This is a genomic window from Serratia sp. PGPR-27, assembly GCF_022678525.1.
GTDB lineage: Bacteria > Pseudomonadota > Gammaproteobacteria > Enterobacterales > Enterobacteriaceae > Serratia > Serratia nematodiphila.
On record NZ_JALBYS010000052.1, the window covers coordinates 15,755 to 30,733 of the forward strand.

A 14,979-nucleotide genomic window follows, 5' to 3' on the forward strand; every position below is an offset into this window, starting at 1 on the left:
CTGGGAAAAATCGAGCGACAGATTATTACTCACTTGCACCTCACTGGCGCTGGTCGTCCAGCGTCACCCCCTTCGGCGGGGTAAATTTGAATTTGGCCGGATCGGCGGCGACGTTCTGCTGGCTTTTCAGCGTATAAGCACTACGCTGGCCATCCTGCTCCACCGCGGCGAAGCTGCGGATGGTGCCGCTGTTGGTCACGCTGATGGCGAATTGCTTCAGGTTGCCGCTGGCGGATTTTGGCGTTAATTCGAAATCATCGCCCTTTTGCTTCACGTTGTACTGTTTCCAGTCGCTGGCATTATTGCGGGTGATCAGCATAAACGGCGTATTGCCGGTGGCGTTCTTCAACCAGGTCGCCGTCACCTGCTCGACGAACGGGTTGTAAAACCACAGGGTTTGGCCATCGGAGACCAGCACGCTCTCATCGGGTGAGGTCATGTGCCAGTTGAACAGGTTCGGCCGCTTCACCCACAGCTCGCCTTCACCCTGTTGCACCGCGGCGCCTTCGGCGCTGGTCACGGTTTGCGAGAAGCTGGCGTGGAAACTGTTCACCTTCGCCAGGCGACTTTGCAGATCCTGTGCGGCATCGGCCAGCACGGAGGTAGAAGCGAATCCCGAGAGCAGACAGCAGGCAACTAACAGTTTTTTCATTATTCCAGATACCTTATGAAATGCGTTAACCGCAGGGCGACGCCGTGCGGGTCAATCAACCCTTTACTCCCGTTACTTTACCTGAAGCCGGCGATCGGCCGGTAGGCCAATGTTCCGAGAAGAAACGGGTTTACGCTTCTTTGCACAAGGGCCGCTTAAGCGGCCCTTTCTTATTGAATTGCAATGGCTAAACGACCATCAATCGTGCCGCGGCGGCGCCAGCACCTCGCGGTTGCCGTTATGCCCCTGCTCACTGACGATGCCCTGCGCCTCCATCTGTTCGATGATGCGCGCCGCGCGGTTGTAGCCGATACGGAACTGGCGCTGTACGCCGGAGATGGAGGCGCGGCGTTTATCCACCACGAAATCCACCGCCTGGTCAAACAGCGGATCCAGCTCTTCGTCACCGTCCATGCCGCCGCCGGCACCGCCCTCGCCGTCTTCACCGCCGCTGAGAATGCCCTCTTTATATTGGGGCCGCTCGCGCGCTTTCCAATCCTTGACCACCGCGTGCACTTCCTGATCGCGCACGAATGCGCCATGTACGCGCACCGGGATTGAGGAGTTCGGCGCCAGATAGAGCATGTCCCCCATGCCCAGCAAGGACTCGGCGCCCCCCTGATCGAGGATGGTGCGAGAGTCGATCTTGCTCGACACGGTAAAGGCGATACGCGTCGGGATGTTGGCCTTGATAAGACCCGTGATCACATCCACCGACGGACGCTGAGTCGCCAGCACCAGGTGGATACCCGCCGCACGCGCTTTTTGCGCCAGGCGAGCGATCAACTCTTCGACCTTCTTGCCCACCGTCATGATCAGATCGGCGAATTCGTCGACCATCACCACGATGTACGGCTCTTTCTCCAGCACCGGCGGCGTGATGTCCATGCTGTCGGTCGGCTTCCAGAATGGATCCGGGATCGGACGCCCCATCGCTTCGGCCTGATCGACGCGCTCGTTGTAGCCAGCCAGGTTACGCACGCCCAGGGCAGACATCAGCTTGTAGCGGCGTTCCATTTCACCCACGCACCAGCGCAGCGCGTTGGCGGCGTCTTTCATGTCGGTGACCACGTCGGTCAACAGGTGTGGAATGCCTTCGTAAACCGACAGTTCCAGCATTTTCGGGTCGATCATGATAAAGCGCACTTCTTTCGGCGTGGCCTTATACAAGATGCTCAGGATCATGGCGTTGACCCCGACCGACTTACCGGAACCAGTGGTACCGGCGACCAGCAAGTGCGGCATTTTGCCCAGATCGGCCACGACCGGTTCGCCGGAGATGTCTTTACCCAATACGATGGACAGCGGCGACGGATTGTCACGGAAAGCCGGGCAATCCAGCACTTCACGCAGATACACCGTTTGCCGTTTGGCGTTCGGCAGCTCCAGACCGACATAAGGCTTGCCGGGGATCACTTCCACCACGCGCACCGCCGAAGTCGACAGCGAGCGCGCCAGATCGCGCGACAGGTTGGAAATGCGCGCCGCTTTAACGCCCGGCGCCAGATCCAGCTCGAAGCGGGTGATGACCGGCCCCGGCAGGATGTCCACCACGTCGGCTTTCACTCGGTAATCGGCCAGGCTGGCCTCCACCAGGCGCGCCTTCTGTTCCAGCGCGAAGGAATCGACCGGCTCCACCTCTTTCGGCGCTTCGGTCAACAGATCCAGCGTCGGCAGCGGCGTGGTCGGCTTCTGCAGCGGCTGATCGTTGCGCATCAGGAACGGGTGAATCAGGCTGTCCATCGCCGGATGTTGCTCTGCCTGAGCTTGCTGAGGCTGCTGCTGCGACGGCTGTTGATATTGCTGTTGCTGCGGCTGCTGATATTGCTGCTGCGACGGCTGTTGATACTGTTGTTGCTGCGACGGCTGTTGATGCTGCTGTTGCTGCGGCTGTTGGTATTGTTGAGGCGGCTGTTGGTATTGTTGAGGCGGCTGATGCGATTGCTGAGGTTGAGCCGCAGGTGCCACAGGCTCAAACTGACCGAATGGCACATCGTCCTCTTGCTCGCTTTGCTGTTCAATGCGCTCTTCAAGCTGCGGGGACAGCGTGAACATCGGCTCGCTCGGGCCATCGTCCACCAGATCCGCCATCGGCGAGAAGCTGAAAGCATTGCGGGTATCGATCGGGCTGGCGGCCGGCACCTGCGGAGCAGATGCTTGCTGGCCGTAGCGCGCCTGCTGCTGCTCGGCAAACGCCTGGCGCAGCGCGGCCTCTTGCTGCGCCTCTTCGTCGTCCTGTTGATAGCCTTCGCCGTAGCGTTGGTGCTGCTGCTCGGCAAACGCCTTGCTCAGCTCGGCTTCCTGCAATGCGCTCTCGTCATCTTGTTGCTCAGACGCGTAGCTTTCGCCATAGCGCTGGCTTTGCTGCTCGGCAAACGCCTGACGCAGCGCGGCTTCCTGTAGCGCCTCTTCTTCCTGCGGGTTCACCGCCGCCGGCTGCTGAGGCTCTACCTCTGTCTGGCGCTGCTCCTGTTCGGCCGCACGCTGCGAAGGCAGCTTGATGCCGTAGGAAGCCAGTTCGCGACGGGTCGGGATGCGCACCGGATTCGGCCGCGGCAGTTCAGGGCCGATGCCCTGCTTAACCTGCGGATTGCCGTCGCTGGTCGCCGTAAAGGCCGGCATAAAGGTCGCCGCCGCGGCACCTGCAGCAGCAGCGGCTGCCGCCGTATCCGGCTGCGGTTTGGCGCCGGTGGCGCTGAAACCGCTCGAACTGCCGATGTCGACGCTGTCACGCTGTGCGGCGGTAAAATCAAAGGGAGAACGCGCCGGCGGCTGCGGTGCGGCCGGCTCTTGCCAGTTGCCGAGGCGCGGCTCATCGTCATCCTGATAAGGATCGACAGGACGCGTCGCCTTAGGCGCAGGCGTTTCTTCCGGGATCTCGAAGGAATACAGCGGCGGCGTAGCGTCTTGCGCCGGGGCGCTCACCGGGTGCTGATTGACCGAGGTCGGCGCGGCCGGCGCCACCGTTACCGACGGCGCCTGTGTGGCGATCGGCGCTGCAACGGGCTCGTGGATCTCAGCCTTCACCGCCGGTGCAGGCGAAGCCACCGGCGCGATGGATGCGGCTTCTGCTTCAAGCTCGCCATCGTCGGCGCGCAGGCCGCTGAGCAACGGATCGGCGGCGTCTTCTGCCGCCGCTTTGGCGCTTTCGGTGACCGAAGGCGCGGAGAACAGCACGTCGTCATCGGCGGCCGCGGCTCCGGCGGCGGTCGCGGCAACCGCTGCGGCGGCGCCCTTCTCTGCCTGCTCAGGCTCGTCGTCGACGTAACGCTCGTCATCCTCAAAATAGCGCTCTTCGCGACGTGAGCGATTGGTCATCACCGTCGCGACGCCCAGCACCGCCCCGCCGATCTTCTCGGCGATCACCAGCCAAGACCAGCCGGTAAACAGCGTCAACCCCGCCGCCCATACGCACAGCAGCGCCAGCGTAGCGCCGATGCCGTTGAACCACGGCAACATGGCGTTGCTCAGCAGGCTGCCGATCACGCCGCCGGAAGCGAAGTAATAGAGATCGTCGACGTTCAGCGCCGCCAGCCCGCAGGAGGTGAGCACTAACGCCAGGGTGCCGATCAGGCGCAGGGAAAGCGCGAAATAGTCGATGTAGTCTCTGTTGCTGCGTTGGCGATAAGCCGCCCAGCACAGGACCAGCATGATCGGCGGTATCGCGTAGGCGAGCACCCCGAAGGTGAAGAACAGCGTATCGGCCAACCAGGCCCCGACACCGCCGCCCAGATTGTGAATCGGCTCATGCCACGCGGTCTGCGACCAGCTTGGGTCAGACGGATTGAAACTGACCAACGCAGCCATGAGGTAAACGGCAAAAATCGCTACCACGATAAGCACAGCTTCCAGCAAACGCCGGCCACTGCTGAGTCTTTTCAGGGTAACTTCTTTATCTTCTGTATATTCCTGGCTCAAGAAAGGCTCTCCAGGTTCCTGTTAGCTGACATAGCAACAGCGCCGAGAAACTGCCCCGGCGCCGAAACTGTATGAATAAACAGGAGTGTAACCAATTTAATCAGGTTTTGCACCTGCACCTTACCGTGTTTTGATAACCAGACGGTTACTCTGTTTCACTTCTTCCATCACTACGTAGGTACGGGTGTCGTTAACCCCCGGCAAACGCAGCAAGGTTTCGCCCAGCAATTTGCGGTAAGCCGACATGTCCGGTACGCGGGTTTTCAACAGGTAGTCGAAATCGCCGGAAACCAGATGACACTCCTGAATCTCTTCAAGCTTCTGCACTGCCGAGTTGAATTGCTCAAACACATCCGGCGCGCCGCGGTTCAGCGTGATCTCCACGAAAACCAGCAGGGACGCATCCAGATAATGCGGGTTAAGCAATGCGGTATAGCCATGAATGAAACCCTGGCGCTCGAGACGGCGCACGCGTTCCAAACATGGTGTCGGGGATAACCCCACGCGCTTCGAAAGCTCGACGTTCGAAATACGCCCATCCTTCTGCAGCTCATTCAGGATGTTGCGGTCGATACGGTCAAGATCTTTACCCGGGCGTTTCTTGTTGTCTGCCATTATTATTGTCTCTCTTATTTTCTTCCGTGCACTTGCCACACCCTAGCCAACGTCAATGTGTAAGGGTTCGTTCCAAGCGAAGACCCGATGCCTGTCATATGCTTCTTCACTACCATCATTCCACGCCGCGCAGCCTGTCTGTCCAACCCCGCGCGATGCAGGTAACGACGTTTAGGTCGAGAAAAAATCAGCAAACGCTTGCGCGCTCTGCTCCGCACCCCCATCGCGCATTGCCGCCTCGCGGCGCAAATACGTACGATTTGCTGGTGTTACGGGGATAATTTCTTCTTCCTATGATGTTTTCGCAAATGCGCAGCGGATTGTCAAAGTAAAAGAAGCAAAATCAGAACAACGTACCGTCACGAAAAGTCTGCATCCCATTTTTGGTTATGAATCGCTGGCAGATAAACCCCGGCGGGGAGCGGCTGAAGTCGCAGAATGCGCCGTTTTTGCGCGGTTGGCGATTCAGCGGCCGAATGCGGCTTTGATAAGGTAAATTTCTGCGTTCGGCGTACGATTTGCCGACAGCGGGTGCATTAATAGGCGACAACTATCATACAAATCGTTAACAACGTCGCCCGGCGCTTTTTTTACTGCGTCATTTTCCCTACAATCGGCTTCATTGTCCGCCATTGTGGAATAAAGAGGTTATTCATGGGCACGGCTAAACATAGCAAATTACTGATTCTGGGCTCCGGCCCGGCCGGTTACACCGCCGCCGTCTACGCGGCGCGAGCCAACCTGAATCCGGTGCTGATCACCGGTCTGGAGCAAGGCGGCCAGCTGACCACCACCACCGAAGTGGAAAACTGGCCGGGCGACGCCGAAGGCCTGACCGGCCCGGCGCTGATGGAGCGCATGCGCGAGCACGCGGAGAAGTTCCAGACTGAAATCGTCTTCGATCATATCAACAGCGTCGATCTGCAGCAGCGTCCGTTCCGCCTGTTCGGCGACAGCGGCGAATACAGCTGCGACGCGCTGATCATCGCGACCGGCGCCTCCGCCCGCTACCTTGGCCTGCCTTCCGAAGACGCCTTCAAGGGCAAAGGCGTTTCCGCCTGCGCGACCTGCGACGGTTTCTTCTACCGCAACCAGAAAGTCGCGGTGGTCGGCGGCGGCAACACCGCCGTTGAAGAAGCGCTGTACCTGTCCAACATCGCCGCCGAGGTTCACCTGATCCACCGTCGCGACAGCTTCCGCTCGGAGAAGATCCTGATCGACCGGCTGATGGAAAAAGTGAAAAGCGGCAACATCGTGCTGCACACCGACCATACGCTGGACGAAGTGCTGGGCGATGAAATGGGCGTGACCGGCGTGCGCATCCGCAGCACCAAAGCGGAAAACGAAACCCGTGAACTGGAACTGGCCGGCGTGTTCATCGCTATCGGCCACAGCCCGAACACCGGCATCTTCGGCGGCCAGCTGGAGCTGGAAAACGGCTACATCAAGGTACAGTCCGGCATTCATGGCAATGCGACCCAAACCACTATCCCCGGCGTCTTCGCCGCAGGCGACGTGATGGATCACGTCTACCGCCAGGCGATCACTTCCGCCGGCACCGGCTGTATGGCGGCGCTGGACGCAGAACGTTACCTGGACGGCATCGCCGGCGCAGAAGTCTGCTAAGACTTTCTCGTCATCAGCAAAAAGCGGCTCTCGGGCCGCTTTTTTTGTTTCCCCCCTCCGCACTCTCCTTCCCGCGTCTGTTATAGCCACATTTGGCCGCTTTATTATTTTCAGTCTGCCGGGTGACGAGGTAACATGGGACCTCGCTTGTTTGTCGCCGATTGCGCCAAACACTATTATTTAACAGTACGTTAACCCAGCCTGTAACAAACGGGCACCGGCGACGCAGACGCATATCTGATGAAAAAAACCAGACAGCAACAGTTAACCCGTTGGCTTAAAACCCAGAGTTCGTTGGCGCAGCGTTGGCTGCGCCTTTCCATGCTGTTGGGGCTGTTCAGCGGCCTGCTGATCGTGGCGCAGGCGTGGCTGCTGGCCAGCCTGCTGCACGCCCTGATCATCGAACATACCCCACGCGAACAGCTGCTCCCTTCGTTTATCTGGCTGGCCGCCGCGTTCGCATTGCGGGCGCTGTTGAGCTGGCTGCGGGAGCGGGTCGGTTTCCAGTGTGGCCAGGTGATCCGTCAGCGCATGCGCCAGCAGGTGCTGGATAAGCTGCAGCAGCTCGGCCCGGCCTGGATCCAGGGCAAACCGGCGGGCAGTTGGGCCAGCATCATCGTCGAGCAGATCGAGGATATGCAGGACTATTACTCGCGCTATCTGCCGCAGATGTATCTGGCGGTCTTCATCCCGCTGCTGATCCTGATCGCCGTTTTCCCGATCAATTGGGCCGCCGGTTTGATTCTGTTGGCGACCGCGCCGCTGATCCCGCTGTTCATGGCGCTGGTCGGTATGGGGGCCGCCGACGCCAACCGCCGCAACTTCGTCGCACTGGCGCGATTGAGCGGCAACTTCCTCGACCGCCTGCGCGGCCTGGACACTCTGCGGCTGTTTGACCGCGCGCAGGCCGAAACCGCGCAGATCGCCAAATCCTCCGAAGACTTCCGCAGCCGCACCATGGAAGTGCTGCGCATGGCCTTCCTCTCTTCCGGCGTGCTGGAGTTCTTCGCCTCGATTTCCATCGCCGTGGTGGCGGTGTACTTCGGTTTTTCCTACCTCGGCGAACTCAATTTCGGCAGCTACGGCCTCGGCGTAACGCTGTTTTCCGGTTTTCTGGTGCTGATTCTGGCGCCGGAGTTCTTCCAACCGCTGCGCGATCTCGGCACCTTCTACCATGCCAAGGCGCAGGCGGTCGGCGCGGCGGAAGCGCTGGAAACCTTCCTCAGCGCCGAAGGCGAGCAGATGGGCAACGGCACGCGGCAGCTGCCCGCCGATCAACCGCTGACGCTGCAGGCGAACGCGTTGGAAATCCTGTCGCCGAACGGCGTGCTGCTGGCCGGGCCGCTGAGTTTCACCCTGCAACCGCAACAGCGCGTGGCGCTGGTCGGGCTGAGCGGCGCCGGCAAAAGTTCGCTGCTCAATCTGCTGCTCGGCTTTCTGCCCTACCGTGGGTCGTTGACCGTCAACGGCGTCGAGCTGCGTGAACTGTCCGCAGAAAACTGGAGGCAACAGTTGAGCTGGGTCGGGCAGAACCCGCACCTGCCGGCGCAAACCTTGCGCGCCAATATTCTGCTGGGTTGCCCGCAGGCCGACGAAGCGCAGCTGCAGCAGGCGGTAGAGCTCGCCTACGTCAGCGAACTGTTACCGTATCTGCCGCAGGGGCTCGACACCGAAGTGGGCGACAACGCCGCCCGCCTGTCGGTCGGCCAGGCGCAGCGCGTGGCGGTCGCCCGGGCGCTGATCGGCCCGCGCCGCTTGCTGCTGCTGGATGAACCGGCCGCCAGCCTCGATGCCCATAGCGAACAACGGGTGATGCAGGCGTTGAATGCCGCTTCGCATCAGCAAACCACCCTGCTGGTGACGCACCAGTTGGAAGATACCGAAGACTACGATCAGATTTGGGTGATGGATAACGGGCGCATCGTGCAACAGGGCGATTACGCCTCCCTCAGCGCCCAGCCGGGCCTGTTCGCCACTCTGATCGCCCATCGCCGCGGGGAGCTTTAATCATGCGCGTTTTGCTGCCGTTTTTGGCGTTGTATCGCCGCCATAGCCTGCTGATTAGCCTGGGCATCCTTTTGGCGATCGTCACCCTGCTGGCCAGCATCGGCCTGCTGGCGCTCTCCGGCTGGTTCCTGGCCGCCTCTTCGCTGGCCGGATTGGCGGGCCTGCTGACCTTCAACTATATGTTGCCGGCCGCCGGCGTGCGCGGCGCGGCGATCTTCCGCACCGCCGGGCGCTACGCCGAGCGCGTGGTCAGCCACGACGCCACCTTCCGCGTGCTGTCGCACCTGCGGGTGTTCACCTTCAGCAAGATCCTGCCGCTGACGCCGGGCGGCATCGCCCGTTTCCGCCAGGCCGACCTGCTCAATCGCCTGGTGGCGGACGTGGACACGCTGGATCACCTTTATCTGCGGGTGATCTCGCCGCTGATCAGCGCGGCGGTGGTGATCCTGGTGGTCACCTACGGCCTGAGCTGGCTGGATCCTGCGCTCGCCCTGACGCTGGGCGGCATACTGTTGCTGCTGTTGCTGCTGGTGCCGCCGGTGTTCTATCGCGCCGGCAAACCGATCGGCGGGCAACTCACCGCCCTGCGCGGCCAATACCGCACCGACCTGACCGCCTGGCTGCAGGGGCAGGCGGAGCTGGTGGTGTTCGGCGCCGTCAACGACTTCCGCCAGACGCTGAACGCCACCGAACAGCTGTGGCAACGCCGCCAGTGGCAGCAAGCCTCGCTGAGCGGCAAGGCGCAGGCGCTGATGATCCTCGCCAGCGGGCTGACGGTGACGCTGCTGCTGTGGCTGACCGCCGCCGGCATCGGCGGCGATACCCAACCCGGCGCGCTGATCGCGCTGTTTGTCTTCGCCGCGCTGGCGTCGTTCGAAGCGCTGATGCCGGTGGCCGGCGCCTTCCAGCACCTCGGCCAGGTGATCGCCTCCGCCACGCGGGTCAAACAGATCATCGATCGCCAGCCGGAAGTCTCCTTCCCTGCCACCGGTCCGGCCGCCGCCGACCGGGCTCAGCTTAGCCTGCGGCAGTTGAGTTTCACCTACCCCGATCAGCCGCAGCCGGTACTGCGCGACGTCACGCTCGAGGTGGCAGCCGGCGAACACATCGCCTTGCTCGGCCGCACCGGCTGCGGCAAGTCCACCCTGCTGCAGCTGCTGACCCGAGCCTGGCGCACCGACGGCGGAAAAATTCTGCTCAACGGCGAACCGCTGGAAGATTATGATGAAACCACGCTGCGTCGAATGACCACGGTCGTCAGCCAGCGAGTGCATATCTTCAGCGATACGCTGCGGGAAAACCTGCGGCTGGCCGCACCGGATGCCGACGACGCTCGCCTGAGCGAGGTGTTGCAGCAGGTGGGGCTCGGCAAATTGCTGGACAGCGACGGCGGGCTGAACGCCTGGCTGGGCGAAGGCGGCCGGCAGCTGTCCGGCGGTGAACAGCGCCGGCTAGGCATCGCCCGCGCGCTGCTGCACCCTGCCCCGCTGCTGTTGCTTGACGAACCGACCGAAGGGCTGGACGCCGAGACCGAGCAGCAGATCCTGGCGCTGCTGCGCCGGCATTGTCAGGGCAAGACGCTGATCCTGGTGACGCACCGCCTGTACGGCCTGGAGCATCTCGATCGCATTTGCGTAATGGATGACGGCCAAATTGTCGAACAGGGCGATCACGCCACCCTAATGCGCCAGCAGGGCCGCTATGCCCGCTTTCGCAACCGTATCAGCAACCTGGCGCCGTAATCGGCCCGTAGAGGACGCAGAAACCCTGTATGCGCATCGTTAAGCTTTCCCCTCAGTCGCTGGCGTTTCCCTCGCCTGAGGGCGCCCTGCGCGATCCCAACGGCCTGCTGGCGATCGGCGGCGACCTGACGGCGCCACGGCTGCTGGCAGCCTACGAGCGCGGCATCTTCCCCTGGTACTCGCCGGGGGAAGCGATTCTGTGGTGGTCACCCGATCCGCGTGCGGTGCTGTTCCCGGCCGAGTTTCATCTCAACCGCAGCCTGAAACGCTTTCTGCGCCACGATCCGTTTCGCATCACGCTTAATCACGACTTCGCCTCAGTGATCGCCGCCTGCGCCCACCGGCCGGATGAAGGCACCTGGATCGGCCCGGAGGTACAGCGCGCCTATCAACATCTTCATCGCCTCGGCTACGCGCACTCGGTGGAGGTATGGCAGGATGATCAACTGGTCGGCGGCATGTACGGCGTGGCGCAGGGCGCGTTATTCTGCGGCGAATCGATGTTCAGCCGCGTCACCAACGCCTCAAAATGCGCATTGATGGCCTTTTGCCGCCATTTTGCCGCTTATGGCGGGGAATTGATTGACTGCCAGGTGCTGAACGCTCACACTGCCCGCCTTGGCGCGCGTGAAATTCCGCGCCGTCAATTTTTGCAGCAGCTCAGCACCCTTCAACGGCGGCCTTTGGCACCGGCGTGCTGGGCGCCGCAAGTCATATCCCCACAGCCGGTTGAACCGCCCTGCCCAGCAAACTAATTGGTGGAAACGGTGCAATGTTCACCGACACATCTTTACATAATGGGGGTTTTTCGGCATTATCTTGCCGGTTAAAAACTAAGGTAGTTAGACCTAGAGGATTCGATGGCCAAAGAAGACAATATTGAAATGCAGGGCACCGTTCTTGATACGCTGCCGAACACCATGTTCCGCGTTGAATTGGAAAACGGGCACGTGGTAACCGCACACATCTCCGGTAAAATGCGTAAAAACTATATCCGCATCCTGACGGGCGACAAAGTCACTGTAGAGCTGACCCCGTACGACCTGAGCAAAGGCCGCATTGTCTTCCGTAGCCGTTAATCGGCTCATCGCGCGCCACACGCTGGCGGCATCGAGGATGTAATATCCCTCGGGAGCCCTTTCCGTTTACCCCCGCAGCGACGTTATACAACGGGTTGCAGGTGCGCAGGTAAACTGAGAGGGCTCACTCGTTTCTGCTGTACGGTGAATCTCACCCATAAAAAAAGCGATGCCGAAGCATCGCTTTTTCTTTGCCTGAAGGCAGCCTTAGTGCACCGCGCCCTCGTCCGCTTTGCGCTTGGCGGCGCTGAGGAAGTGATAGGTCAGCTGTTTCTTGTCCTTGTCCAGCTCGACCTTCACGGAACCGCCGTCCACCAGCGAGCCGAACAGCAACTCGTTGGCCAGCGGTTTCTTCAGGTTTTCCTGCATGACGCGCGCCATCGGACGAGCGCCCATCGCACGGTCGTAGCCCTTCACCGACAGCCAATCACGCGCTTCGTCGCTCACCTCCAGCGAGACGCCCTTCGCATCCAGCTGCGCCTGCAGTTCGACGATAAACTTGTCGACCACCTGCTGGATCACCTCGGTAGACAGATGGTTGAACCAGATGATGTTATCCAGACGGTTGCGGAACTCCGGCGTAAACACCTTCTTGATCTCTTCCATCGCGTCGGTGCTGTTGTCCTGCTGTACCAGGCCGATCGACTTGCGTTCGGTTTCCCGCACCCCGGCGTTGGTGGTCATCACCAGGATCACATTGCGGAAATCCGCCTTGCGGCCGTTGTTGTCGGTCAGCGTGCCGTTGTCCATCACCTGCAGCAGCAGGTTGAACACGTCCGGATGCGCCTTCTCGATCTCATCGAGCAGCACCACCGCATGCGGATGCTTGATCACCGCATCGGTCAGCAGCCCGCCCTGATCGTAACCGACGTAGCCCGGAGGCGCGCCGATCAGGCGGCTGACGGTATGCCGCTCCATGTACTCGGACATGTCGAAACGCAGCAGCTCGATATCCATCGCCTTGGCCAACTGTACGGTGACCTCGGTTTTCCCGACCCCGGTCGGCCCGGCGAACAGGAAGGAACCGACCGGCTTGCGCTCGTGGCCCAGACCGGCGCGGCTCATCTTGATCGCTTCGGTCAGCGCCTCGATCGCCTGATCCTGGCCGAATACCAGCATCTTCAAGCGATCGCCCAGATTTCTCAGCACGTCGCGATCGCTGGCCGACACGGTTTTCTCCGGGATGCGCGCAATGCGCGCCACCACGGATTCGATATCGGCCACGTTGACGGTTTTCTTGCGCTTGCTGGCCGGCATCAACCGGCTGCGGGCGCCCGCCTCGTCGATCACGTCGATCGCCTTGTCCGGCAGATGACGATCGTTGATGTATTTCACCGACAGCTCCACCGCGGCGCGGATCGCTTTGGCGGTATAACGCACGTCGTGGTGCGCTTCATACTTGGCTTTCAGGCCGTTGATGATCTGAACGGTCTCTTCCGCCGTCGGTTCGGTGATATCGATCTTCTGGAAGCGGCGCGCCAAAGCGCGATCCTTTTCGAAGATGTTGCTGAACTCCTGGTAGGTGGTCGAGCCGATCACCCGGATCTTGCCGCTCGACAGCAGCGGTTTGATCAGGTTGGCGGCATCCACTTGCCCACCGGAAGCCGCACCGGCGCCGATGATGGTGTGAATTTCATCGATGAACAGGATGCTGTTCTGATCCTGTTCCAGCTGCTTGAGCAGCGCCTTGAAGCGCTTCTCGAAGTCGCCGCGGTATTTGGTGCCGGCCAGCAGTGAACCGATATCCAGCGAATACAGCGTGCAGTCCGCCATCACTTCCGGCACGTCGCCCTGCACGATACGCCAGGCCAGGCCTTCGGCAATGGCGGTCTTGCCCACGCCGGATTCGCCGACCAGCAGCGGGTTGTTTTTACGACGGCGGCACAGCACCTGAATCGCGCGCTCCAGCTCACGATCGCGGCCGATCAACGGATCGATGCCGCCCACACGGGCCAACTGATTGAGGTTGGTGGTGAAGTTTTCCATACGGTCTTCCCCTCCGGACTGCTCTTCGTTCACCGGGTTTTCCGCATTCGGCGCTTGGCCCGGCTCGTCTTTACGCGTGCCATGTGAAATGAAGTTCACCACGTCGAGACGGCTGACGTCGTGCTTGCGCAGCAGATAGGCCGCCTGCGACTCCTGCTCGCTGAAGATGGCCACCAACACGTTGGCGCCGGACACTTCGCTGCGGCCGGAAGATTGCACATGGAAGACCGCGCGCTGCAACACGCGCTGGAAGCTGAGCGTCGGCTGAGTGTCGCGCTCTTCTTCGCCGGCGGGCAGCGTCGGTGTGGTTTGTTCGATGAAGGCTTCCAGCTCCTGGCGCAACGCGGCCAGATCCACCGTACATGCCTCGAGCGCTTCTCGCGCGGCAGGGTTGCTCAGCAACGCCAGCAACAGGTGCTCCACGGTCATAAACTCGTGTCTGTGCTCACGCGCCCTGGCGAAAGCCATGTTGAGACTGAGTTCCAGTTCTTGATTGAGCATAAGCACCTCCCCAATAGATTGCCTTATTCAGGCTTTTTCCAGCGTACAAAGCAACGGATGCTCGTTCTCCCTTGCGTACCGGTTCACATGGACGACTTTGGTTTCCGCCACCTCGGCGGTGAAAACACCACAGATCGCCTTGCCTTGATAGTGGACCGTGAGCATCAGTTGCGTTGCGCGTTCAATATCATAAGAAAAGAACTTTTGCAGAACGTCAATCACAAATTCCATCGGTGTGTAATCGTCGTTGTTAAGTATAACTTTATACATAGACGGCGGTTTTACCGCATCGATTTGTTTTTCTTCGGCCAAGTGTTCAAAATTTAGCCAGTCGTTGTTATTGCCCATCGCTGCTCATCTTCTCTGCTCTGCCCTCTGATATGGGGACAGGTTTCGGTTATTCAAAGTGGGGATAGTTACTATTTTATCATCTTCGCCATCGTCCCGCCGCACTGTAACGTGCGCAAAAAAACGGGCCAATTGTGACTGAATCGTGGCAATAGCGTTACCTGCTTCAAACTTTGGTGAACTGCTCCCCGCCGACAAAAGCCGATCCCTTGACGCCCCGATCATTTGCTCTAGAGTGTAAATTCGTGGCTGGTGGTCTTTTAACCACCCCTTGTCCACCCTGCTACCCGCCCACGGCGGGTGCGAATTCAGTTATTCATCTCACTTAAAATAGCGTTGCGAGGGATGTAAAAGCATGGAGACGGGTACTGTTAAATGGTTTAACAACGCCAAAGGCTTTGGCTTCATCTGCCCAGCCGGCGGTGGCGAAGATATTTTCGCGCATTATTCCACCATCAAGATGGATGGTTACAGAACGTTGAAGGCAGGTCAGCAGGTCAGCTTC

General features: G+C 60.5%; 11 protein-coding genes. 6 read left to right on the plus strand and 5 right to left on the minus strand.

Annotation, left to right across the window (positions count from 1 at the left end):
* Positions 1-40 precede the first annotated feature (40 nt).
* The 3 genes from lolA to lrp all read right to left on the minus strand — a co-directional run bounded on the left by lolA (position 41) and on the right by lrp (position 5,185).
* On the minus strand, positions 41-652 hold the full coding sequence (gene lolA, locus MMS95_RS21840; protein WP_015377319.1) for an outer membrane lipoprotein chaperone LolA: 612 nt from the start codon (positions 650-652) through the stop codon (positions 41-43).
* A gap of 198 nt (positions 653-850) precedes the next feature.
* Complete coding sequence (locus MMS95_RS21845) at positions 851-4,570, minus strand: DNA translocase FtsK 4TM domain-containing protein (RefSeq protein ID WP_242142270.1); 3,720 nt, start codon at positions 4,568-4,570, stop codon at positions 851-853.
* A 120-nt stretch (positions 4,571-4,690) separates the two neighbouring features.
* Positions 4,691-5,185, minus strand: a complete 495-nt coding sequence (gene lrp / locus MMS95_RS21850; RefSeq protein WP_004928318.1) for a leucine-responsive transcriptional regulator Lrp — start codon at positions 5,183-5,185, stop codon at positions 4,691-4,693.
* A 654-nt stretch (positions 5,186-5,839) separates the two neighbouring features.
* On the opposite strand from lrp, the gene trxB reads away from it, so the two are divergent.
* The 5 genes from trxB (at position 5,840) to infA (ending at position 11,639) form a co-directional block, all read left to right on the plus strand.
* Positions 5,840-6,811: a thioredoxin-disulfide reductase gene (trxB, locus tag MMS95_RS21855; protein ID WP_004928321.1), complete on the plus strand. Its 972-nt coding sequence runs from the start codon at positions 5,840-5,842 to the stop codon at positions 6,809-6,811.
* Positions 6,812-7,051: 240 nt separating this feature from the next.
* Positions 7,052-8,818, plus strand: coding sequence for a cysteine/glutathione ABC transporter permease/ATP-binding protein CydD (cydD, locus tag MMS95_RS21860; RefSeq protein ID WP_103085727.1), 1,767 nt, complete (start codon positions 7,052-7,054; stop codon positions 8,816-8,818).
* A gap of 2 nt (positions 8,819-8,820) precedes the next feature.
* Complete coding sequence (cydC, locus tag MMS95_RS21865; protein WP_082996890.1) at positions 8,821-10,560, plus strand: cysteine/glutathione ABC transporter ATP-binding protein/permease CydC; 1,740 nt, start codon at positions 8,821-8,823, stop codon at positions 10,558-10,560.
* A 29-nt stretch (positions 10,561-10,589) separates the two neighbouring features.
* Positions 10,590-11,315 (plus strand): leucyl/phenylalanyl-tRNA--protein transferase, encoded by a 726-nt coding sequence (gene aat / locus MMS95_RS21870; protein WP_015377315.1) that lies wholly within the window; start codon positions 10,590-10,592, stop codon positions 11,313-11,315.
* Between the two features lie 105 nt (positions 11,316-11,420).
* Entirely contained in the window at positions 11,421-11,639 is a 219-nt protein-coding gene (gene infA, locus MMS95_RS21875) for a translation initiation factor IF-1 (RefSeq protein WP_002211347.1), read from the plus strand.
* A gap of 207 nt (positions 11,640-11,846) precedes the next feature.
* Here infA and clpA read toward each other — a convergent pair whose 3' ends face one another.
* Together clpA and clpS are read right to left on the minus strand one after the other, a co-directional pair.
* Positions 11,847-14,126 carry an ATP-dependent Clp protease ATP-binding subunit ClpA gene (gene clpA / locus MMS95_RS21880; RefSeq protein ID WP_004928343.1) on the minus strand — a complete coding sequence of 760 codons (2,280 nt, stop codon included), beginning with the start codon at positions 14,124-14,126 and terminating at the stop codon, positions 11,847-11,849.
* Positions 14,127-14,153: 27 nt separating this feature from the next.
* A complete protein-coding gene (clpS, locus tag MMS95_RS21885; RefSeq protein WP_004928347.1) occupies positions 14,154-14,474 on the minus strand; it encodes an ATP-dependent Clp protease adapter ClpS in 321 nt (106 codons plus the stop codon).
* 355 nt (positions 14,475-14,829) lie between these two features.
* Between clpS and MMS95_RS21890 the strand changes: the two genes are divergently transcribed.
* The coding region (locus tag MMS95_RS21890) for a cold shock domain-containing protein (protein WP_242142272.1) at positions 14,830-14,979 on the plus strand (150 nt) is incomplete at its 3' end.

What these genes read in the sequence shown, in the direction of transcription:
- trxB (WP_004928321.1), top strand. Translation starts at nt 5,840, where the DNA reads ATGGGCACGGCTAAACATAGCAAATTACTGATTCTGGGCTCCGGCCCG.
- cydD (WP_103085727.1), top strand. Translation starts at nt 7,052, where the DNA reads ATGAAAAAAACCAGACAGCAACAGTTAACCCGTTGGCTTAAAACCCAG.
- aat (WP_015377315.1), top strand. Translation starts at nt 10,590, where the DNA reads ATGCGCATCGTTAAGCTTTCCCCTCAGTCGCTGGCGTTTCCCTCGCCT.
- lolA (WP_015377319.1), bottom strand. Translation starts at nt 652, where the DNA reads ATGAAAAAACTGTTAGTTGCCTGCTGTCTGCTCTCGGGATTCGCTTCT.
- clpA (WP_004928343.1), bottom strand. Translation starts at nt 14,126, where the DNA reads ATGCTCAATCAAGAACTGGAACTCAGTCTCAACATGGCTTTCGCCAGG.
- lrp (WP_004928318.1), bottom strand. Translation starts at nt 5,185, where the DNA reads ATGGCAGACAACAAGAAACGCCCGGGTAAAGATCTTGACCGTATCGAC.
- infA (WP_002211347.1), top strand. Translation starts at nt 11,421, where the DNA reads ATGGCCAAAGAAGACAATATTGAAATGCAGGGCACCGTTCTTGATACG.
- clpS (WP_004928347.1), bottom strand. Translation starts at nt 14,474, where the DNA reads ATGGGCAATAACAACGACTGGCTAAATTTTGAACACTTGGCCGAAGAA.
- cydC (WP_082996890.1), top strand. Translation starts at nt 8,821, where the DNA reads ATGCGCGTTTTGCTGCCGTTTTTGGCGTTGTATCGCCGCCATAGCCTG.